Origin of the sequence: Mangrovihabitans endophyticus (assembly GCF_014646155.1) — a bacterium.
GTDB lineage: Bacteria > Actinomycetota > Actinomycetes > Mycobacteriales > Micromonosporaceae > Actinoplanes > Actinoplanes endophyticus.
This window is the reverse complement of the sequence record NZ_BMMX01000015.1, coordinates 124666-144434: the sequence shown is the minus strand read 5'-3', so window position 1 is coordinate 144434 and position 19769 is coordinate 124666. Positions and strand designations below refer to the sequence as shown.

The following is a 19769-nucleotide window of genomic DNA, read 5'->3' as shown; positions in this document are numbered from 1 at the left end:
GCCCGGCGGAGTCCCGAAAAGCGCCGTGGCGCACGGGCATGAACCCGTGCGCCACGGCGATATGACGGCGTGGCGGGTCAGGCCGGCTGCGCCTGACGAACGCCCGCCGCGATCTCGTCGAGCATCGCGGCGCAGAACGCCGGAAGGTCGTCCGGCTTGCGGCTCGTGACCAAGCCTCGATCGACGTGCACCCGCTCGTCCACCCAGGTGGCGCCGGCGTTTGCCAGGTCGGTGCGCAGGCTCGGCCAGCTCGTCAGGGTGCGTCCGTCGACCACGCCGGCCTCGACCAGCGTCCACGGGCCGTGGCAGATCGCGGCGACCGGCTTTCCGGCGTTGACGAAATCGCGGACGAACCGGACCGCGTCCGGGTCGGTGCGGAGGAAGTCCGGATTGGCCACACCGCCGGGCAGCACGAGCGCGTCGTACTGGTCCGCGTTCGCGTCCTTCACCTGCTTGTCCACCGGGTAGGTCCGGGACTTGTCCATGTGATTCACGGCCTGGATCTCGCCGGTCTTGATCGAGACGAGCTCGGCCGTGCCGCCGGCCGCTTCCACGGCCTTGCGGGGTTCGGTGTACTCGACCTCTTCCACGCCGTCAGTCGCCAGGAACGCGACGCGCTTGCCCTTGATGGTGGCAGCCATGGTTTCGCTCCTTTCGTTGCCCGGGTGCGGCGCCCTGGCTGGGCGCCACGTCCTCAGTGAACTTTGTCGACCTGGCGTCGGGCCTGTCGGTTGCGCGCCATCGACCAGCGGCGGCTTCTGCCGGCCTCGCCACGTTGACAAAGGTTCAGTAACTGCGGTTCCCGGCTTGTGCGCGGGCAAACACGGCGCCCGGCCGACGGACCAACTCGCCGCCATACCAGGAGCTGAACACGGCGACGGACAGCGACAGCAGCTCGATGGCGAGGATGCCGCCGCCAGCACTGCGGTCCTGATGTTGCATGCGCAGGATGAGGATGACCGCGAAGAGGGTCAGCACGCCCATATTGACCAGACCTTGGATGACGCCGATGCGCTTGGCTCGGGTGTTGCCGGCGACGAACATGACGTCGATCGCGACGGCGATGGCCGCCAGCAAGCCGCCCACCAGGCCGGCGACGATGTTCCAGTATCCGAGCGCACCGAGCAGCGCCGGGCCGCCGAGGAGGTTTCCGAGGTCGAAGAGGACGGCCAGGGTGAACAGTCCCAGGGGGAACATGACCAGCACGGGCTGCACAGCCTGCCCGGCGACGCGGAGTCGACTTTCCACGGCTTGATCAGCCTCCCCTAGCTGCGGTGTTCGCGGTCCCGGTTCGCCTTGCCCGCGCGGTGGGCGGACCAAACGGAGGTGGGGCGGAACACACTCATTCTCCGCGATGCGCCTCACCACGGCCTCATCTTCCCCCGTATGCGCCGGACGGGGGTCGGAGTCGACCGTGTGGCAACCGGCTTCCTCTCAATCTGCAACGTGGCAGATTGAGAGGTGGCGTTCAGGTGCATGGCCGTGCTCTACTGAGGTCAGGCAGCAAGGGCGGAGACACGGAGGGAGAACAGCAAAGGCACCCGGCGGCAACCGGGTGCCTTTGTCGCCTCAAGAGGCCGCCGCCATTGATGTCGTCGTCTCTGCGCCGTCGTCGCGGACGGCCGCTCGGACGATCACCTGTTAGCGAGCGAGGCGAGGGCTTTCTCTGCCGCCCATGGTGGCCCTTCTGACTCTCTCCTCGCAAGTGCCAATGGAGAGGGGTTTCACCATGAGCGCACGCACCTACTACCGTGGGCCCGACGCCGTGGTGACCGACGAGTTGTTCGTCTGGCTCAACCGGCCGATGACCAGCTTTTTCGTCGGTGACCTGCGTTTCGTCGGTCGCAGTCGGCAGGATCGCGTCAGTCCCTACTGGGCATTCGTCGCCGCCGGAGCGGCCGTGCTGGTCGTTGGGGCCTGGACCGTCTTCGGCGCATCTGCGGCCTATATTCTGGGTGCCGCGGCGATGGCGGCGCCGCTGATCGCGGTGGTGGCCACCCGCCGATCCAGCCCGCCGCACTGGGAACTGCGCGCTTCCTATCACGGCTCCGAAGTCGTCCTCTATGCATCGTCGAACGAACGGGTGTTCAATCAGGTCAGTCGGGCGTTGTGCCGCGCCATCGAGGCGCGCCCGTCAGTTCGGGGGTACGGTCTGGCGGCCGCATAGCTCACGTTGTGCTCCCCTGTGATGACTTGTTTCGTTTAGATGAATGTTGGCGAGTTCCCTCGTCTTGTCGAGGGACACTGAGTAACATGGCCCGCGACCTCGCTGGCTGCCAGCAAGCAGTCAGCGAGGTGGCAAGGAGACACCGTGCGGCGGGTGGCGTGACCACCGGGCGGTTCGAACCTTCGAGGATGAAGGACGATGACCGAGGTCTCTCCAACCGTTGCGCGACGACGAGTGCGTCTCGCGCTGCGAGAAGCGCGTGAGGCGGCAGACCTTACCCAGCTGCAGGTCGCCGACGAGATGGAATGGTCGCTCAGCAAAGTCATTCGCATTGAGAATGGTGACGTGAGTATTTCGCCGAACGACTTGCGGCCGTTGCTGAGTTATCTCGGATTCAAGGATCGTGCTCGGATAAATGCGCTGATCGCGGATGCCAAGATGGCACGGACACGGGGGCGGGCGGCGTGGTGGCAAGGCTCGGATTTTCGCGAGCTGTCGGAGACGCTGCGGCGCCTCTTCGAATATGAGGCCGCCGCCGTCACGATCCGCTCGTTCTGCATCCGCTACGTTCCTGGGCCGTTGCAGTTGCCGGAGTACGCCGACGCGCTGACCGGATCGTTCGAGGAGGAGATCTCGGACGAGCGGGCGAAGACGCTCATTGAGGCTCGGCGGCTGCGTCGCGAGGCGATGCTTTCACGTTTGGGTAAGGGGCTCGAATACTTCGCGATCTTCGAGGAGCCGGTCTTCTTGCGCAACATCGGCGGCGCCGGCGTGTTTTTAACACAATTGCGTGAACTTTACCGTCTGGCGTGCGAAGGGCTGCTGAAGGTCCGTATGCTGCCGCTGGATTTGGAGACCCCGATCGCCAACAACGCCACCTTCGACTTGTTGTCGCTCGGTGACGGCAAGGAGGGCGAGGTCCTCTACCGGGAGAACGGGTTGGCCGACGAGTTGCTGGAGGACAAGCAGTCCACCTCGCGCCACCTTGACCGGTTCCATCAGTTCTGGCACCTGGCCACTGATGAGGCTGACACAATCAGCTACATCGGAAAGCGCATCGAAATCTTGGAGCGCGCCACCGGCCAGGCGTCAGTCAGTTAACAGCACCTACAACAAATCCGACGGAGAACACCATAGTGAACGTGGCCGAATCGCCGAAGTGGACCAAGAGCTCTCGTTGCAGCGGAGGCAACTGCATCGAGGTGGCCAAGGTCGCTGACCAGTACTTGATCCGGGACTCCAAGAACCCGGACATCACCCCTCTGGCCTTCACGGCCGACGAGTGGACAGCTTTCGTGGAGGGTGTCGGCGCCGGCGACTTCACTTTCCAGTGATCCGTCCTTGCCCGCGCCGACACGGACTGCCGGGCACGTGCTCGGAGCGCGACGCGAACGTCAGGCGTCGTGCGCTTCGCTGTGTCTGGGTGCCGGATGCCGCGCGGGCGAGCCGCCGTTCCCGTACGCCGCACGTTCGGCAACGGGGAACGGATAGCTAAAAAACAGCCCTTCATCCCCAAAGCGGGCGGGCAAATACGACATTCAAGGATCAAACCCCGTCACTGCTAGTGACGGGGTTTGATTCATGTCGGACTCACGATCTGCTCGGCTTGGGCTTCACCTAACGTTTACTCCGTAGCGTCACTAGGAGGTTACGGATGCTTGTTGGCAAATCAGGCTCCGCCTCGGAGCCTCGGGCGTGGATCCCGGGACGGGGCCGAAAGCGCACCGCGCCTCGGAGTCTGTGATGGAGGCCCGAGACCTGCACTGGCGACGTGCCTGCGCGTCCGGCGCCTGCATCGAGGTGGCGCGGCGTGGCGACGAGTACCTCCTCCGCGACTCCAAGGACCCGGACGCGGTGCTGTGTTTCTCGGAGCAGGAGTGGTTCTCGTTCGTGGCCGCGGTGAGGGCGGGGGAGCTGGATTTGTGATGCCGTTTCGCCTCAAGGCCACCGCAGTGCGCGACAATGGCCCCATGGAGGGTTGCGAGCAGTATTCGCACGCTACTGACCCGAGCCGCTATGCCGTCCTGCACGACGCCGCCGACCAGTTACTCGATGAGCTCACCGATCGATTCATGGTCGAACGGCGGGAGGCCAAGAAGCCCCTCGCCGAGGGGCCGTTGGTGCGAACGGTGCGGCTGATTCCCCGGTCGCCGGCCGCGGCGCCGCTGTCCATCGCGTTCACCGAGTTTCCCAGCCTGATGATGCGGTTCGGTCGGTGGTACGACCTGTCGCTGCCGCAGTGCGGGTGTGACGCGTGCGACGAGGATCCCGTCGAGCTGATCGGCGAGATGCGCACCCAGATCGAGGCGCTGGCAGAAGGCGGACTCTGGGAACGCGTGCACCGATCGGTCGGCGGTTCCGTGGCGCAGGCCCGGCTCATCGGTGAGGAGTTCGAGGCGAGCCAGGAGATCGTGCTCAGCCTGGCCGAGTCCCGGGCGGCCCGGCGCGAGGGCTTTGCCGCCGCGGTGCAGTGGGCGCCCTGGGTGCGGCGTCCCTGACCGGGTGGCGGTTCAGCCCAGCAGGGAGATCGCTGCCCGGATCGGTGGCCGGTGCAGGACGTTGGCCATCGACAGCTCGCCGCGGCAGAACGCTTCGAACGCCCGCCAGCCGAGCGGCGTGGCCATCGCCGCGTGCACGGCTCGGCGGTGCCGTGTGAAGAGGCGGAGCAGCCGACGGCCGGCCGTCATCTCCGGCAGCAGGTCTCGCTGGACCGCGGCGGGGTAGCGGTCCAGGGCGTCCGCCGCCGCGGCGCGGCCGGCCCAGGAGCCGGAGCGCAGGGCGTAGCTGATGCCCTCTCTCGTCCACGGCTCCAGCAGCCCGGCTGCGTCGCCGACGACGAGCAACCGGCCGCGGCGCAGCGGCGCGTCCAGGCTGCGGCATCGAGTGAGGTGGCCCGAGTCGCGCAGCACCGTCCGGCCGCTCAGTCCCAGTTGGCCGAGGAATCGGGACAGGTACGCCTTGCTGTCCGCGCCGCGGCCCTTGGACATGATCACGCCGACGGTGAGCTGGTCATCCTTCGGAAAGACCCATCCGTACGAACCCGGTACCGGCCCCCAGTCCAGCAACACCCGGCCCTTCCAGGCGCGCCGGTCCGCCGCAGTGGCGGCCAATTCCACCTCCAGGCCGAGGTCCTGCTGGTCGAAGGTGACGCCGGCATGGCGTGCCGTGACTCCGGCGGAGCCGTCGGCGCCGATCACGGTGCGGGCGGTGATCTCGCTCCGGTCGGCCAGCACGACGGTGCCGTGATCGGAGTCCTGCCGGACCGCCCGGACCTGGGCGTTCTGCCGGATCTGGGCGCCGGCCGATTGTGCCGCCCGGTACCAGGCGAAGTCGAAGTCGTCGCGCCGCACCATGGTCAGCAAGGGGCGATCGCTGGCATGCCGGGTGAACGCGCGACGCCCGATGTCGGTGAACGTCACGGCCGACACGGTGTCTCGCGCGGGCACCATGATCCGGGCGTCGGCCATCGACATGGAAGTGCCGATCAGGCCGCCGCCGCAGGTCTTGTATCGGGGGTGTGCGGCCCGTTCCAGCACGACGGTGCGCGCACCGCCCGACGCTGCCGCGTGTGCCGCCGCCAGTCCGGCCGGGCCGCCGCCGACCACCGCCACATCCCACACCGGGTCACCGACCATGGCAACGAGCCTAACCAGTGCGTTCCGGGTTCGCGGATCGGTGGGAAGCGGGGGCCGGAGCCGGGTGCCCGGCATCATATGTACGAACGTACACATGATCTGTACGCTTGTACACATGACCCAGTTGACCATGCGCGACCGGATGCTGGCCGGCGAGCCGTACATCGCGGACGACCCGGAACTCGCCCATGACAGCGCACGTGCGCAGGCCCTGACGCACCGGCTCAACCAGATGGATCCCACGGACGGGGAAGGCCGTCGCGCGTTGCTGACGGAACTGCTCGGCGGCTTCGGTGAGGGCAGCGACCTCCGGCCGCCGTTTCGGTGCGACTACGGCTACCAGACCGTGATCGGCGCGCGGGTTTTCGCCAATTTCGGGCTCGTCAGCCTCGACGTCGCCGCCGTGACCATCGGCGACGACGTGCAGATGGGGCCTTATGTGCAACTGCTCACCGCCACGCACCCGGTGGCCGCGGGACCGCGCCGGGATAAGTGGGAAGCGGCCCGGCCGATCACCGTCGGCGACAACGTCTGGCTGGGTGGTGGGGTGATCGTCTGCCCCGGTGTGACGATCGGTGCGAACACGGTGGTCGGCGCGGGCGCGGTCGTCGTGCGTGACCTGCCCGCCGACGTCGTCGCGGTGGGCAATCCGGCGCGGGTGGTGCGGGCGGTGGAGCCGTGAAGCCGGCCGCGACACGTCCGGCCCGGCGTTTCGACCCGGATCGCAAGTCGCGCATCATCGACGCCGCCGTGACGGTGGTCGCCGAGCATGGCGTCGCGGGCACCACGCATCGCCGCATCGCCGCGGTCGCCGACGTGCCGCTGGGTTCGCTGACCTACCACTTCGACGGGCTGGGCGACCTGCTGGCGCACGCGTTCGGCCGGCATGCCGAGCGGATGTCCGCCATCTATGAGTCGTGTTTCGCCGGCGTGCGGGACCGCGCGCAGTTGATCGACGCGGTGACCAGCCTGATCCACGCGGACGCGGAGGCGGATCAGCAGGACTGGGCGGTCGCGTACGAGCTATATCTGGCCGCGCTGCGCGACCCAGCCTTGCGGACGGTCACCGAGTCGTGGATGCGCAGCAGCCGCGGCGTACTGGAACGTTTTGTCGACCCGCTCACCGCGCGCGGCCTGGACGCGCTGATCGAAGGGCTCGTCATGCACAAGACCCTGTCCACCACGACCGCGCTGTCCGAGGCCGAAATCCGCGACCTGGTCCGCCGGACGGTGCCGTGATGACCACGACCGCGGTCAGCCCGGAGGTCCGCTCCGCGGTGCGGGCGGTGTACGTCGCCTTCATCGCCCTGGGCGCCGGATTCGCCAGTTGGGCGTCGCGCATCCCGCAGGTTCGCGACGCGCTCGACATCACCCCGTCGCAACTGGGCCTGGTGCTGCTGACCATCGCCGGGGGTTCCATCGTGGCGTTGCCCGCGGCCGGGCAGATCGTCGGCCGGTTCGGGTCGCGGCGGACCCTCGCGGCGATGGCGGTGCTGTTCGCGGTGGCCCTGAGCGCGGTGGCGGTGGGTTACCGCTTTGGCGTGGCGCCGGTGGTGGCCGGGCTGTTCTGCTTCGGCTTCGCCAACGGCACCTGGGACGTGGCGATGAACGTGCAGGGCGCGGTGGCCGAACAGATGCTGGGCCGGGCGATCATGCCGCGCTTTCACGCGGGGTACAGCATCGGCACGGTCGGTGGCGCGCTCGCGGGGACCGCCGCCGTGGCGATGCACCTGTCGGTGACCATCCACCTGCTGGTGGTCGCGGTGATCGTCGGAGTCCTGGTGGTCCGCGCGGCCCGTGCCTTCCTCCCCGGTGCGGAGCCGGATCCGACCGGACCCACCTCGGGTCTGCGCCGCGTGCTGGCGACCTGGCGGGAACCGCGCACCCTGCTCGTCGGCGTCTTCGTGCTGGCCTTCGCGTTCGCGGAGGGCACCGGCATCGACTGGATCGGGGTCGCGGTGATCGACGACTTCGCCGCTCCGGCAGCGGTCGGCACCCTCGTGCTGGCCCTGTTCCTGGCCGCGATGACCATCGGCCGATGGTTCGGTCCGGGCCTGCTGGACCGGTACGGGCGAGTGGCGGTGGTGCGCGTGATGGCCGTGTTCAGCCTCACCGGCCTGCTGCTGTTCGTGTTCGGGGCGAGCGTCCCGATGGCGTTCGCGGGGGCGTTGCTGTGGGGCGTGGGCACGTCTCTCGGATTCCCGGTCGGGATGAGCGCGGCGGCGGACGATCCGTCCCGGGCCGCGGCCCGGGTGAGCGTGGTCGCCTCGGTCGGATACTGCGCGTTCCTCGGCGGCCCGCCGCTGATCGGATACCTGGGAGATCACCTCACCGTGCAACGGGGGCTGATCGCGGTGGCGGTGCTGATCGGCACCGCGGTGGCGGTGGCGGGCGCCGTTCGTCCGTTGCCGGCCGGCGGCGCCCGCTGACCCGGTCAGCAGCCGTTGAGCATGGTCTGCAACGCGGACTTCTCGGTGGACTGCAGGGTGAGGCCGTAGTAGTACTTCACTCGGATCCACATGCGTGCATAGGTGCAGCGGTACGCCGTACGCGACGGTTGCCAGGTGGACGGATCCTGGTCGCCCTTGGACTGGTTGACGTTGTCGGTCACCGCGATGAGCTGGGGGCGGGTGAGGTCGTTGGCGAAGCTCTGCCGGCGGCTGGCGGTCCACCCGCTCGCACCCGACCGCCACGCCTCGGCCAACGGCACCACGTGGTCGATGTCGACGTCCGAGGCGGCGTACCAGGTGGCGCCGTCGTACGGGCTGTACCACGAGCCGGACACCGCGGCGCAGGAACTGTCGGTCTGCACCGACGTCCCGTCCCGCTTGAGCACCGTCTCCCGGGTGTTGCAGGAGCCGCTGATGGTGATCCAGTGGGTGAACTTGTCCCGGGAGTAGCCGCTCATCGAGCCTTGGGAGGCGACGGTGAGCGTGTTCAGCTCCGACGCGGCGGTGGAAGCGGACGGGATGTTGGGCGGGGTCGCCGCGGCGGGCACGCCGGTCACGGCGACCCCCAGCAGAGCCACGGCGGGCAGAATCAGGGCGGTGATGGCGGCGGATCGGCGGTACGGCACGGGGATCCTCCCGGGTCGTCGCTAACGGTGATCCGACGATCGCCTCCCGTTGTGACGAACGGTTTTCCGATGCGTGGCCGTCGCATTACCGATTGTCGAGCGTCGATGTCTGGCGCTCGCGGCGCGACGCCTCCGCGCGGGCGTCACTTCACGATCATGCGTCCGGTGGATTCGAAGGACTCCAGGTCGGCGAGCGTCTCCGCGATGATGAACGACTTCGGTCCGGGCAACGCGTCCAGCGGGAAGAAGCCCGCGTCCACCGACTCGTCGGTGACCCGCTGCAACTCGCCCTCCCAGGTGTGGATCCGGAAGGACATCAGGATCTGTTGGTACGTGTGACCCCAGTCGTTCGTGTAGGTGTACGACGTGTAGAACGCGAACGGGGTCAGTGACGTGGCGCGCAGGCCGGTCTCCTCCCAGGTCTCCCGGATCGCGCACTCCTCCATGCTCTCGCCGAGCTCCATCGCGCCGGCGGGGATGGCCCACCGGTGGTTGTCCGATCGCTGGATCAGCAGCAGACGCTGGTCGTCGTCGATGATCACGCCCCGCGCTCCCACGAAGAGCAGGGTGTCCGTGTCGCCGACCCGCTCGCGAACCCTGCCGAGATAGGACTCGGCCCACGTCAATCCCACGCCGCTAGCCTAGGTGTTCTCTCAGGCCGACTTCTTCTTGGCGGGCACCGACTTGCGCGTCGATCCGGTCGACTTCTTGGCCGGCGAGCTCTTCTTGGCGGGGGCGGCCTTCTTGGTGGCCTTCTTGGGTGCCTGCTTGCTGCGCTCCGGCTCGGCGTCGACCTCCTCGGCGCGCTGCTGCGCCCCCTCACCGCGGGCCTTCTTGGCGCGCTCCACGGACGCCCGCAGCGCGGCCATCAGGTCGACCGCAGCGGCCGGTTCCTCGTCGGGCTCCTCCGGGGCGACCACCTCGCGGCCCTCCACCTTGGCGTCGATGACCTCCTGCAGGGCCTCGCGATAGTTGTCGGTGAACTCCTCCGGCTTGAAGCTGCCGGCCATCGAGTCGATCAACGAGCTGGCCATGGCGAGTTCGGCCGGCCGGGTCTCGATCTCCTCGTCCAGGAAGCCGAAGTCGACGGCGCGGACCTCGTCCGGCCACAACATCGTGTTCAGCACCAGCACGTCGTCGCGGACGCGCAGGGTGGCGAGCTGCTCGCGCTGCCGGATTGCGATCTTGACGATGGCCACCCGATCGGCGTCCGCCAGCGCGTCGCGCAGCAGCACGTACGGCTTGGCGGCCTGCCCCTCGGGCTCCAGGTAATAGGCCTTGGCGAACATGATCGGGTCGATCTCGTCGGCTGGCACGAACTGCAACACGTCGATGGCGCGTGAGCTGGTCAGCGGCAGGTCGGAGAAGTCGGCGTCGGTGAGCACCACCATCTCGCCGCCGCCGACGTCGTATCCCTTGGCGATGTCGTCGTAGGTCACCTCCTCGCCGTCCAGCGAACAGGTGCGCTTGTAGCGGATGCGCCCTCCGTCGGTGCGGTGCACCTGATGGAAGCGGATGTCTTTCTCCTCCGTGGCGGAGTAGAGCTTCACGGCGATCGACACCAGGCCGAACGAGACCGCGCCCTTCCAGATGGCTCGCATGTTCTCACTCCTACCCGGCTTGAGCTGCTCGATTCCCAGGATCGCATCACGTGAGACCACTGCGTAAGGCCCAGGTCACTGCCTATGGTGATCTGGTGCCCGGATCCCCGCTGTCGCCCATGCTCGCCACCGCTGGCGTGCTGCCGACCGGCGCGGGCTGGAATTACGAGTTTAAGTGGGACGGCGTCCGCGTCCTGTCCTCCTGGGACGGCGACGCGCCGCGGCTTTTCGCCCGATCGGGGGCGAATGTAACGCCAGCTTATCCCGAAATATCCCCTCTTTCTGCGCCGCCGGACACGGTGCTGGACGGCGAAATGGTGGTGCTGGACGCCGCCGGGCGTCCGTCGTTCACCGCGCTCGCCGAGCGCATGCACGTACGCGAACCGGCCCGCGCCGCGCGTCTGGCCGCCACCCTGCCGGTGACCTACATGATCTTCGACGTGCTCAGGTATGCGGGCATGTCCCTGCTCGACCTGCCGTACGCGTCGCGGCGCGAACACCTGGAGAGTCTCGACCTGGCCGGGCCGCACTGGATGGTGCCGCCGGTGTTCGCCGACGGTCCGGCCACGGCTGCCGCGGCCCGGGAGAACCACCTGGAAGGCGTCGTCGCCAAGCGGCTGGACGCGCCGTACCTTCCGGGTGCGCGCTCACCGGACTGGGTCAAGGTGAAATTCGACCGGACCGGTGACTACGTGGTCGGCGGCTGGCGGGCCGGCGTGCGCCGGATCGGTGGCCTGCTGGTCGGCGTGCCCGGTCCGGACGGCCTGGAGTTCCGCGGCCGGGTCGGCGGTGGCATCGGCGCGGCGTCCGAGCGCGCGCTGCTGTCCGTGTTGACGCCGCTGGTGATCCGGGAATCGCCGTTCCGCGGGGACGCGGTTCCGCGCGATGATGCCCGGGGCGCCACGTGGGTGCGTCCGGAGGTGGTGGTCGAGGTCCGCTACGGCAACCGGACCCCGGACGGCCGCCTGAGGTTCCCGCGGTTCCTGCGGCTGCGGCGCGACAAGACCCCGGCGGAGTGCGCGGAGGAGGACGACGGTGCCTGAACCGGCGCGGTTCACCGTCACCATCGACGGGCGCGACGTGGAGCTGTCGAACCTGGACAAGGTGATGTATCCGGCGGCGGGCTTCACCAAGGGCGAGGTGATCGACTACTACACGCGGCTCGCGCCGGTGCTGCTGCCGCACCTGCGCGGCCGGGCGCTGACCCGGATCCGTTACCCGAACGGCGTGGACGGGGCGTTCTTCTTCGAGAAGAACGCCCCCGGCGGCACGCCCTCCTGGGTGCGTCGGGAGACATTGCCGGTGCCCGGCTCCACCATGTCCCGGGAGACCATCGACTTCGTGGTGGTCGACGAGCTGGCCGCGCTGGTGTGGATCGCGAACCTGGCCGCGCTGGAGCTGCACACCCCGCAGTGGCGCGTCGGCGCCGATCCCGATCTCATGGTGGTCGACCTGGACCCGGGAGCGCCGGCCGGGCTGCGAGAATGCTGCGCGGTTGCGGTGCTGATGCGGGACCGGCTGGCCGACGACGGGATCGCGGCCTATCCCAAGACTTCCGGCAAGAAGGGCATGCAACTGTGCTGCCCCATCGCCGGCGCCCAATCGGCCGAGGTGGTCTCCGCGTACGCGAAGAGGGTTGCCGACGAGCTTGCCGCCCAGATGCCGAGGTCGGTCACGGCGCGGATGGCCAAGGCGATCCGGCCGGGCAAGGTCTTCATCGACTGGAGTCAGAACAACGCGGCGAAGACCACGGTGGCGCCCTATTCGTTGCGTGCCCAACCGAACCCGACCGTGTCGACGCCGCTCACCTGGGACGAGGTGGAGGCGATCGGCACCGGGGACGCGGCCGCGCGGCAGTACACCGCGACCGACGTGCTGGACCGGGTCGACGACCACGGCGACCTGCTCGCCGATCTGCTCAGCCCGGGACCCCGACTACCGGTTTGACGAGTCCCTTCTCGACAAGCGTTGATATAACTGAACGCCATGATCGACTCGGAGGTCGGCGAACCGGCGGTGGTCGACGGTCTGCTCCCGCGGCTGCGCGACCTGGTGCTCGCCGTCGGCTGGGCGTGCGCGACGGTCCTGCTGTTCCTGAGCGCGTCGACGCTGCTGAGCCTGGACCACGGGGTGGACTCGCCGTTCGCCGACTACCCCGCGGTCGCCGAGGTCGGGCGGTGTCACCGGTACGGGCCGGTGAGCCTGGACGGCTTCGGCTGGTTCTGGGCCTGCGAGGTGACCGTGCGTACCGCCGACGGAACCGTGCACGCCGTCGTGGACGGCTCGAAGGTGACCCCGAACGATGCCGGCCGGCAGGTGCGCTTCCGCGAATACTGCGACGATTCCGGCTGCTCCTACGGGCGTCCCACGCTCTGGCTGTGGCGGTTGGTGGTGGCGCTGTTCGACCGGACCGCCGTCACCGCGGACGTGATCATGGCCATCGTCGCGGTCGGCTACCTGGTGGCCGCCCTGATCGGACGGCCGCGGGCAGAGCGGATTCGCGCCCGATGGCGGGCGAAGGACGAAGCCGCACGCCGCACGGAACCGGTCGAAGCGCCGCGACCGGAGGTGTCGGTCGAGCCGGTGGACCGGCCCGGACTGGCCGTCGACCTATCGTATCCGCCGTCCGCGGCGCTCTATGGTGCCGCCACGCCGCGCCTGCGCGTGGACGGCCGGGTGCGGTCGGTGCCCGGCTGGGGCGTGTATGAGCTGGACGCCGGTCCGGGGCGGCACCGGGTCGAGGTCATCGTCGTGGGTCCGGTGCCCCCGGCTCGTACGTACGCGAAACGGCGGGTGAAGGTCCCGCGCGAGGGCGGGGTGATCCTGCGGTATCGCGCCCCGGACCTGACCGCCGCGGAATCCGGCGGCTGATCGCCGGACGCCGCACGTCGGCGCGGTGGGCTACTCCGTGGTGGGCAGGGGCGGGCCGAGGACGTCGTCGGCGTCCACGATGGTGTAGGCGTACCCCTGCTCGGCCAGGAAACGCTGCCGGTGCGCGGCGTACTCGGTGTCGATCGTGTCCCGCGACACCACCGTGTAGAAGTGCGCCTGCCGGCGGTCCGCCTTCGGCCGCAGCACCCGGCCGAGCCGCTGGGCCTCCTCCTGGCGGGAGCCGAACGTGCCGGACACCTGAATCGCCACCGCCGCCTCCGGCAGATCGATGGAGAAGTTGCCGACCTTCGACACCACCAGGGTGCGCAACGCGCCGGAACGGAACTCGTCGAACAGCCGCTCCCGCTCCTTGTTGGTGGTGGAGCCCTGCACGATCGGGGCGTCCAGATAGTCGCCGAGCTCGTGCAACTGGTCGATGTAGCCCCCGATGACCAGCGTCTGGTCGCCGGCATGCCGGTCGACGAGCGCGCGGACCACCGGCAGCTTGGTGCGGGCGGTCGCCGCCACTCGGTACCGCTCGTCCGCCTCCGTCACCGCGTACGCCATCCGCTCCGCGTCGGTCAGGGTGACCCTGACCTCGGTGCACTCGGCGGGCGCGATCCACCCCTGCGCCTCGATGTCCTTCCACGGCGCGTCGTAGCGCTTCGGGCCGATCAGCGAGAAGACGTCGCCCTCCCGGCCGTCCTCGCGGACCAGCGTGGCGGTCAGCCCCAGCCGCCGCCGGGCCTGGAGGTCGGCGGTGAACCGGAAGATCGGTGCGGGCAGCAGGTGCACCTCGTCGTAGATCACCAGGCCCCAGTCGCGCGCGCCGAACAGGTCCAGATGGGTGAACGTGCCGCCGCGCCGCGACGTGAGCACCTGGTAGGTGGCGATGGTGACCGGCCGGATCTCCTTGCGCTCACCGGAATACTCACCGATCTCGTCCGGCGTCAGGGACGTACGGGCGACCAGCTCCCGCTTCCACTGCCGGCCGGCGACCGTGTTGGTCACCAGGATCAGCGTGGTCGCCTTCGCACACGCCATTGCGGCGGCGCCCACCAGGGTCTTGCCGGCGCCGCACGGCAGCACCACCACCCCGGAGCCGCCCGACCAGAAGCCCTCGACCGCCTCCTGCTGATAGGAGCGCAGGTGCCAGCCGTCCTCGGCCAGCTCGATCGGGTGCGCCTCGCCGTCCACGTAACCGGCCAGGTCCTCCGCGGGCCAGCCGAGCTTGAGCAGCGCCTGCTTGAGCCGGCCGCGCTCGGAGGCGTGCACCGCGATGGTCTCGTCGTCGATGCGGGAGCCGAGCATGCCGGCCAGCTTCTTGCTCTTGGCCACTTCGATCAGCACGATCTTGTCGAGCCCGCGGAGCACCAGCCCGTGGTTCGGATCGTTGACCAGTTGCAGGCGTCCGTAGCGGTCCATCGTCTCCGCGACGTCCACCAGCAGCGCGTGCGGCACCGGGTAACGGGAGAATTTGATCAGCGCGTCGACCACGCCCTCCGCGTCGTGACCGGCGGCGCGGGCGTTCCACAGTCCCAGCGGGGTCAGACGGTAGGTGTGCACGTGCTCCGGTGAGCGTTCCAGCTCGGCGAACGGCGCGATGGCCATCCGGCAGGCCTGAGCATCAGCATGGTCCACCTCCAGCAGGAGGGTCTTGTCCGACTGCACGATCAACGGTCCGCCGCTCACAGGGAAGCCTCTCCGACGCGGAAAATCCGACCCTCCAGTCTGCCACGCGTCGGCGCGGGCGGTCAGCCCTCCTCGGCGACCGCCGCCGTGATGCGGTGCAACGCGAAGGTGTGCAGCGTTTCGGTGCGGTCGTCCTCCGCGCGCAGATAACCGGCGCTCAGTGAGACCGGGCGGACCAGGCGGGACAACGTGGCGCCGTGCGAATCCACATATCCGACCCACACCCGGGCCTTGTCCCGCACCGCCTGCTGCAGCACGGCCATCGCCTGACCGTGCGCCTGCACCGAGGTGAGGCCGGTCGTCCGGGTGCTGGTCGCCCCGCGCAGGGTCACCGGTGCGCGGCGCGTGGCGCGGGCGGCGGCGTCGCCGCGCCGGATCTGCTCCACCACCCCGGCCAGCCGAGGACCGGACAGCACGACCGGCGGGTGGTCGGTCGGCCGGGTTGCCGCCGGTGCCCGGCCGGGCGCCCGGCGGGCCCGCGGCCGGGACAGCACCATGCCGCCGTCGGCGTCCTCAGCGACCGGCGCGTAGCCCGCGTCCCGCAGCGCGGCGAGCAGCCGCGCCTGGTCGTACCCGCAGATCAGCACCGTGGGCGCCAGCCGCCGCTGGCCGAGCGCGGACAGGCGCTTGTCCGCCAGCACCTCGGTGAGCAGCGCCTCGTCGTCGCTGCGCAGATAGGCGCGGGCGGGGCCGGCCCGCAGGCCGCCGTGCCGCCGCGCGGTGTCGTCGATCAGGTAGGTCATGGCCTGCGGGATCGGGGTGCGTGATCGTCGCGCGAACAACGCGTGCAGGTCGCCCGCGCCGTACCCGCTGTCCAGCGCCCGCCGCACACTCGCCGGGGTGATGCGATGCACGCTCGCCCCACCGGCCGATTCCAGCTCCGCGACGACGTCCAGCTCGGCGGCCAGTTCCGGCTCCGGCGGGCCGGGCACCACCACGGACAGGTCGGCTTGCACCAGCACATGGTCGACCGGCGAGGGCAGCAGGTGGTCCAGCGCCCGTGCGGTGTCACCGGGCGCATCCGGGTGCCCGCGGACGCCGAGCGGGTCACCCTCATCGACCGGATCGGTCAGGAAGACCCGCGCGTACGTGGTGAGCGCCCCCAGCGCCGTGACGCCCAGCGCCGCGGCGCCGGACAGCGCGTCGCGATGCGTGCCTTCCCGCCCCTTGGCCCGGCGCGGCGCCTGCCATGCGAGCAACTCCAGCACTGCGGCGTCGCCGGGCGCGGTGCCCTCCGGCAGCTCGGCCAGGGTGGTCAGCGCCTCCCGGCGGGCGGTCGGCGCGCCGGGACGTTCCGCGTCCGGGGACAGTGCGTTGATCGGCCGGTCCCGGTCGTCGCGTTGCCCCACCAGACCGGGCTGCCGCGGCATGGCGAGCCAGGACCGGGCCAGCGACTCCCAGCGCTGCGCCGGGGGGAGCGCACGCCACAGGTCGTACGAGGTGGTGGGCAGGAACGTCTCATCCACCGTGCCGGTGGCACGGCCGTTGTGGACGGCCCGGGATCCGCTCGCGGCACCGCCCTCACCGAGCAGCCCGGCGGCGTACGTCACCTCCACCAGCAGCGCCACCGAACGCTCGTCCAGGCTCAACGAGCGTGCCAGGCGTCGCAGGTCACGCACGCCCATACCGCCGGTGCGCAGCACCGGGGCCGGTTCGGCGGCCAGCGCCTCCAGCAACGCCTCGGCGTTGCGGACCGCCTCCATCACCTGGCCGGCCCCGGCCGAGTCCACCGCCGCCGGGTTCCGCACCGGCTCGGTCGGGGTGGGCGGGCGCGCACGTAACCGGCCCAGCGGCCCGGTCTCTCGGCGCAGCAGCAGACCGACCTCGCGTGGCAGCTCGACCAGTTCCCCGGCCGGATGCGGCATCCGTCCCACGTCGGACACCCGCACCAGCACGTGGTTGTCCACCAACCAGCGCACCGGCTCGGCCATTGCCGCAGAGTTCAGCGACCCGATCGGTGGGCCCGCGGTGAGCCGGTCCAGCACCGCCCGCGCTCCGGCGGGTGCGGCCAGCACCGTGCGGCGCAGCTTCGCCCGGTCCGCCGCCAACGCCGCCGTCTGCGGCTCCAGCATCTCGGCGGGCCGGCCGAGACCGGCGGGGTAGGGGGAGGTGACCTCCTCGACCGCGCCGACCAGATGCAGGGCGTCGGTCGGCCCGTGTAGCAGGAAACGCGCGCGCAGCCGGTCGACGGCTACGCGCACGTCCGCGTCGTCCGCGCCCGCCGCCTGCGCCACGATCGCGTCGACGGTGATCACGCCGCCGTGTGCGTCGCGGCTGAGCCGGGCGGCGTCCAGGATGGCCAGGGTGAACTCGTCGAGGGTGTCCAGGCAGCGGGCGACCGAGCTGCGTGACTGGGCGCGCGCCGCCAACGCGGACAGATCCGACGGCACGGGCACGACGAGGTCGGGTCGGAGCTGGATCAGCGCGCCCAGAGCCTCGTCGGTGAGCGACCGGAGGCGGTCGGCGAATGTGGTGGCCATCGGACTCCACGCTAGCCGTCGTGCGACCATGGTGGCGGGCCCGGGCCGCGACCGGGCGAGGTGAGCGAGGAAGGGGACGACAGTGGCGGCTGACGCCAACATGCCGGGCACCGGGGTTTCCCAGGGGAGCGTCGATCGGGCGCACCGTGCGGGCACCGATGGGGAAGGGCATCTCGCCGTCTCCGAGCTGATCGCCGATCGGCCTGCCGCGCCGTCGCCGTTCGGCGACGACCAGACCTTCCCGCTGCCCGCGGAACACCTCACTTACAAGCCGGCCACCGCGCCATGACCCCCGCGGTCGGATTCGACCTGGACATGACCCTGATCGATTCCCGGCCGGGCATTAGAGCGACATATCGGGCACTCACCGCCCGTACCGGCGTGCATGTCGACGCCGACCTCGCCGCCTCGCGGCTCGGTCCGCCGTTGCGCACCGAGCTGGCGCACTGGTTTCCACCCGCCGACATCGAGCGGGCGGTGACGGTTTACCGCGAGTTGTACGCGCAGCACGCCATCGCGCCGACCGTGGCCATGCCGGGCGCGGAGGCGGCGCTGGACGCCGTACGCAATCGGGGCCTGCGGGTGGTGGTCGTCACGTCGAAGATTGCGCACCTGGCACGGATGCACCTGGACCACCTGGGCATCGCGGCCGACGAGCTGGCCGGTGACCTGTTCGCCGAGGGCAAGGCTGCCGCGGTGACCGAGCACGGGGTGCGCTGGTACGTCGGTGACCATGTCGCTGACATGGCCGCGGCGCGAGCCGCGGAGGTGCCCGGCATCGCGGTGGCGACCGGGCCGTGCAGCCCGGCGGAGCTGCGCGCCGCGGGTGCCGCGCACGTCCTGCCGGACCTTCGGTCCCTGCCTGATCTCCTGAGCGGGATTGTGGTTGGGTCCGGGCGCGCGGCTCGATAACGTTGAGTGGTAGTCCAAACAACTGAAGTTGAGGTCAGCGGTGCCCACGGGTCGAGTGAAGTGGTACGACGCGGCGAAGGGATTCGGCTTCGTCACCAGCGACGAAGGCGGGGATGTGTTCCTGCCCAAGGGCGCGCTGCCGGCCGGTGTCGGCGAGTTGCGGACCGGTCAGCGTGTCGAGTTCGGCGTGGTGGACGGTCGTAAGGGCGCCCAAGCGCTGGGCGTCAAGGTGCTCGACGCCCCGCCGTCGGTCGCCGAGCTGCGCCGCCGTCCGGCCGACCAGCTACACGGCATGGTCGAGGACATGATCAAGGTGCTGGAGGCCAAGGTGCAGCCCGATCTGCGCCGCGGCCGGTACCCGGATAAGCGTACGGCGCAGAAGATCGCCCAGTTGGTGCACGCGGTGGCGAGTGAGCTGGAGGTCTAGCCGCTCGCGTCGTTCGGCTGGTGGCCGTCGGCCAGTGAGCCGATCTGCGGAGTGATGCCCGCCGCCGCCGACCGCCCGAGCAGGGCGTCGGCGGCGGCGAAGCCCTCCTTGCCCAGGTCCAGGGTGAACTCGTTGACGTAGAGCGCGATGTGCTGGTCGACTACCTCGGGCTCCATCTCCTGCGCGTTGGCCAGCACGAACTCCCGACTCGCGTCCGGGTTCGCCCAGGCCATGCTCACGCTGGTGCGGATCCACTCGGTGGCCTGCGTGGGGTCGACGACGCCCTTTTTCGCCAGAATCGCGCCGAGCGGGATCGGCAGTCCGGTGCCCGTCTCCCACCATTCGCCCAGATCGACGAGCGCGGTGAGCCCGTGCCGCGGGTAGGTGAAGCGAGCCTCGTGGATGACCAGGCCGGCGTCGTACTTCCCGGCGGCGACCGCCGGCATGATCTCGTGGAACGGCACTACCTCGATGTGCGCCGGCGGCCGGTCGGCGGACCAGAGCCGGAACAGCAGGTACGCGGTGGTCCGGTCGCCGGGCACCGCCACGGTGGCGCCACCGAGGTCGGGGGCGCTCCCGTCCCCGTCGTCCCGCACCAGGACCAGCGGCCCGCATCCTCGTCCCAGCGCGCCGCCGCAGGGCAGCAGATGGTAGTCGTCGAGCAGCCAGGGCAGGGCCGCGTAGCTCACCTTGACCAGGTCGAACTCGCCGCGCTCGGCGGCGGTGTTTGTCACGTCGACATCGGCGAAGGTCAAGTCGACCGGGGGCGCACCCGGGATCATGCCGTGCACCAGGGCGTGGAACACGAAGGTGTCGTTGGGGCACGGGGAAGCCGCGAGAGTGAACGCCACGACCTCACCGTAACCACGCAAGCCTGATCTGGCCCGGCAGGCAGCCTGTTCCTCTTA

General features: G+C 69.9%; 23 protein-coding genes. 14 read left to right on the top strand and 9 right to left on the bottom strand.

The genetic code is table 11. From position 1 onward, the window contains the following. Positions 1-77: 77 nt before the first annotated feature. Together IEY73_RS18065 and IEY73_RS18060 are read right to left on the bottom strand one after the other, a co-directional pair. On the bottom strand, positions 78-641 hold the full coding sequence (locus tag IEY73_RS18065) for a type 1 glutamine amidotransferase domain-containing protein (RefSeq protein ID WP_189080399.1): 564 nt from the start codon (positions 639-641) through the stop codon (positions 78-80). A 145-nt stretch (positions 642-786) separates the two neighbouring features. Continuing rightward, positions 787-1206: a DUF2231 domain-containing protein gene (locus IEY73_RS18060; RefSeq protein ID WP_306661500.1), complete on the bottom strand. Its 420-nt coding sequence runs from the start codon at positions 1204-1206 to the stop codon at positions 787-789. 523 nt (positions 1207-1729) lie between these two features. Between IEY73_RS18060 and IEY73_RS18055 the strand changes: the two genes are divergently transcribed. The 5 genes from IEY73_RS18055 to IEY73_RS18035 all read left to right on the top strand — a co-directional run bounded on the left by IEY73_RS18055 (position 1730) and on the right by IEY73_RS18035 (position 4665). Further along, positions 1730-2167, top strand: coding sequence for a DUF6232 family protein (locus IEY73_RS18055; RefSeq protein ID WP_189080397.1), 438 nt, complete (start codon positions 1730-1732; stop codon positions 2165-2167). Positions 2168-2365: 198 nt separating this feature from the next. Beyond that, entirely contained in the window at positions 2366-3268 is a 903-nt protein-coding gene (locus IEY73_RS18050; protein WP_189080396.1) for a helix-turn-helix domain-containing protein, read from the top strand. Positions 3269-3309: 41 nt separating this feature from the next. Continuing rightward, a complete protein-coding gene (locus IEY73_RS18045) occupies positions 3310-3501 on the top strand; it encodes a DUF397 domain-containing protein (RefSeq protein ID WP_306661499.1) in 192 nt (63 codons plus the stop codon). 409 nt (positions 3502-3910) lie between these two features. Beyond that, positions 3911-4093: a DUF397 domain-containing protein gene (locus IEY73_RS18040; protein ID WP_189080394.1), complete on the top strand. Its 183-nt coding sequence runs from the start codon at positions 3911-3913 to the stop codon at positions 4091-4093. Between the two features lie 44 nt (positions 4094-4137). Further along, positions 4138-4665, top strand: a complete 528-nt coding sequence (locus tag IEY73_RS18035) for a DUF6226 family protein (RefSeq protein WP_189080393.1) — start codon at positions 4138-4140, stop codon at positions 4663-4665. Positions 4666-4677: 12 nt separating this feature from the next. Here IEY73_RS18035 and IEY73_RS18030 read toward each other — a convergent pair whose 3' ends face one another. Further along, a complete protein-coding gene (locus IEY73_RS18030) occupies positions 4678-5802 on the bottom strand; it encodes a geranylgeranyl reductase family protein (RefSeq protein ID WP_189080392.1) in 1125 nt (374 codons plus the stop codon). 115 nt (positions 5803-5917) lie between these two features. Between IEY73_RS18030 and IEY73_RS18025 the strand changes: the two genes are divergently transcribed. Genes IEY73_RS18025 through IEY73_RS18015 form a run of 3 tightly spaced genes read left to right on the top strand, consistent with a single transcriptional unit; the run spans position 5918 to position 8231 of the window. Beyond that, positions 5918-6484, top strand: a complete 567-nt coding sequence (locus tag IEY73_RS18025) for a sugar O-acetyltransferase (RefSeq protein WP_189080391.1) — start codon at positions 5918-5920, stop codon at positions 6482-6484. Next, the gene (locus tag IEY73_RS18020) at positions 6481-7041 is read left to right on the top strand and encodes a TetR/AcrR family transcriptional regulator (protein WP_229715925.1); all 561 of its coding nucleotides are present in this window, start codon (positions 6481-6483) and stop codon (positions 7039-7041) included. Before IEY73_RS18025 ends, IEY73_RS18020 begins: the two co-directional genes overlap by 4 nt. After that, the gene (locus tag IEY73_RS18015; RefSeq protein ID WP_189080390.1) at positions 7041-8231 is read left to right on the top strand and encodes an MFS transporter; all 1191 of its coding nucleotides are present in this window, start codon (positions 7041-7043) and stop codon (positions 8229-8231) included. Before IEY73_RS18020 ends, IEY73_RS18015 begins: the two co-directional genes overlap by 1 nt. Positions 8232-8236: 5 nt before the next feature. On the opposite strand, the gene IEY73_RS18010 is transcribed toward IEY73_RS18015, so the two are convergent. From IEY73_RS18010 to ku, 3 genes are all read right to left on the bottom strand, one after another. Beyond that, positions 8237-8878 (bottom strand): HNH endonuclease family protein, encoded by a 642-nt coding sequence (locus IEY73_RS18010; RefSeq protein ID WP_373292814.1) that lies wholly within the window; start codon positions 8876-8878, stop codon positions 8237-8239. Positions 8879-9021: 143 nt separating this feature from the next. Continuing rightward, complete coding sequence (locus IEY73_RS18005) at positions 9022-9510, bottom strand: NUDIX domain-containing protein (RefSeq protein ID WP_189080389.1); 489 nt, start codon at positions 9508-9510, stop codon at positions 9022-9024. Positions 9511-9531: 21 nt separating this feature from the next. Further along, positions 9532-10479 carry a non-homologous end joining protein Ku gene (gene ku / locus IEY73_RS18000; RefSeq protein ID WP_189080388.1) on the bottom strand — a complete coding sequence of 316 codons (948 nt, stop codon included), beginning with the start codon at positions 10477-10479 and terminating at the stop codon, positions 9532-9534. Between the two features lie 95 nt (positions 10480-10574). Between ku and ligD (IEY73_RS17995) the strand changes: the two genes are divergently transcribed. Genes ligD (IEY73_RS17995) through IEY73_RS17985 form a run of 3 tightly spaced genes read left to right on the top strand, consistent with a single transcriptional unit; the run spans position 10575 to position 13350 of the window. Beyond that, a complete protein-coding gene (gene ligD / locus IEY73_RS17995) occupies positions 10575-11522 on the top strand; it encodes a non-homologous end-joining DNA ligase (protein WP_189080414.1) in 948 nt (315 codons plus the stop codon). Then, positions 11515-12426, top strand: a complete 912-nt coding sequence (ligD, locus tag IEY73_RS17990) for a non-homologous end-joining DNA ligase (RefSeq protein WP_189080387.1) — start codon at positions 11515-11517, stop codon at positions 12424-12426. The genes ligD (IEY73_RS17995) and ligD (IEY73_RS17990) overlap by 8 nt, the downstream gene beginning before the upstream one ends. Before the next feature lie 39 nt (positions 12427-12465). Next, positions 12466-13350 carry a DUF6346 domain-containing protein gene (locus IEY73_RS17985; RefSeq protein ID WP_189080386.1) on the top strand — a complete coding sequence of 295 codons (885 nt, stop codon included), beginning with the start codon at positions 12466-12468 and terminating at the stop codon, positions 13348-13350. 30 nt (positions 13351-13380) lie between these two features. Here IEY73_RS17985 and IEY73_RS17980 read toward each other — a convergent pair whose 3' ends face one another. Beyond that, complete coding sequence (locus tag IEY73_RS17980; RefSeq protein WP_189080385.1) at positions 13381-15042, bottom strand: DNA repair helicase XPB; 1662 nt, start codon at positions 15040-15042, stop codon at positions 13381-13383. A 62-nt stretch (positions 15043-15104) separates the two neighbouring features. Next, complete coding sequence (locus IEY73_RS17975) at positions 15105-17522, bottom strand: helicase-associated domain-containing protein (RefSeq protein WP_189080384.1); 2418 nt, start codon at positions 17520-17522, stop codon at positions 15105-15107. A gap of 82 nt (positions 17523-17604) precedes the next feature. Here IEY73_RS17975 and IEY73_RS17970 point away from each other — a divergent pair, with 82 nt between their 5' ends. From IEY73_RS17970 to IEY73_RS17960, 3 genes are read left to right on the top strand one after another with little or no spacing between them, the layout of a single operon-like run. Next, positions 17605-17811 carry a hypothetical protein gene (locus IEY73_RS17970; protein WP_189080383.1) on the top strand — a complete coding sequence of 69 codons (207 nt, stop codon included), beginning with the start codon at positions 17605-17607 and terminating at the stop codon, positions 17809-17811. Then, the gene (locus tag IEY73_RS17965) at positions 17808-18434 is read left to right on the top strand and encodes an HAD family hydrolase (RefSeq protein ID WP_189080382.1); all 627 of its coding nucleotides are present in this window, start codon (positions 17808-17810) and stop codon (positions 18432-18434) included. Before IEY73_RS17970 ends, IEY73_RS17965 begins: the two co-directional genes overlap by 4 nt. 40 nt (positions 18435-18474) lie before the next feature. Further along, entirely contained in the window at positions 18475-18861 is a 387-nt protein-coding gene (locus IEY73_RS17960; protein ID WP_189080381.1) for a cold-shock protein, read from the top strand. On the opposite strand, the gene IEY73_RS17955 is transcribed toward IEY73_RS17960, so the two are convergent. After that, positions 18858-19712: a 1,4-dihydroxy-6-naphtoate synthase gene (locus IEY73_RS17955; protein WP_189080380.1), complete on the bottom strand. Its 855-nt coding sequence runs from the start codon at positions 19710-19712 to the stop codon at positions 18858-18860. The two genes, IEY73_RS17960 and IEY73_RS17955, sit on opposite strands and share 4 nt — an antisense overlap. Positions 19713-19769 lie beyond the last annotated feature (57 nt).

Coding starts and splice junctions, on each gene's coding strand:
- IEY73_RS17985 (WP_189080386.1), top strand. CDS start 12,466: ATGATCGACTCGGAGGTCGGCGAACCGGCGGTGGTCGACGGTCTGCTC.
- IEY73_RS18065 (WP_189080399.1), bottom strand. CDS start 641: ATGGCTGCCACCATCAAGGGCAAGCGCGTCGCGTTCCTGGCGACTGAC.
- ku (WP_189080388.1), bottom strand. CDS start 10,479: ATGCGAGCCATCTGGAAGGGCGCGGTCTCGTTCGGCCTGGTGTCGATC.
- IEY73_RS18035 (WP_189080393.1), top strand. CDS start 4,138: ATGGAGGGTTGCGAGCAGTATTCGCACGCTACTGACCCGAGCCGCTAT.
- IEY73_RS18025 (WP_189080391.1), top strand. CDS start 5,918: ATGACCCAGTTGACCATGCGCGACCGGATGCTGGCCGGCGAGCCGTAC.
- IEY73_RS17975 (WP_189080384.1), bottom strand. CDS start 17,522: ATGGCCACCACATTCGCCGACCGCCTCCGGTCGCTCACCGACGAGGCT.
- IEY73_RS18015 (WP_189080390.1), top strand. CDS start 7,041: ATGACCACGACCGCGGTCAGCCCGGAGGTCCGCTCCGCGGTGCGGGCG.
- IEY73_RS18055 (WP_189080397.1), top strand. CDS start 1,730: ATGAGCGCACGCACCTACTACCGTGGGCCCGACGCCGTGGTGACCGAC.
- IEY73_RS18050 (WP_189080396.1), top strand. CDS start 2,366: ATGACCGAGGTCTCTCCAACCGTTGCGCGACGACGAGTGCGTCTCGCG.
- IEY73_RS17965 (WP_189080382.1), top strand. CDS start 17,808: ATGACCCCCGCGGTCGGATTCGACCTGGACATGACCCTGATCGATTCC.
- IEY73_RS18030 (WP_189080392.1), bottom strand. CDS start 5,802: ATGGTCGGTGACCCGGTGTGGGATGTGGCGGTGGTCGGCGGCGGCCCG.
- IEY73_RS18040 (WP_189080394.1), top strand. CDS start 3,911: ATGGAGGCCCGAGACCTGCACTGGCGACGTGCCTGCGCGTCCGGCGCC.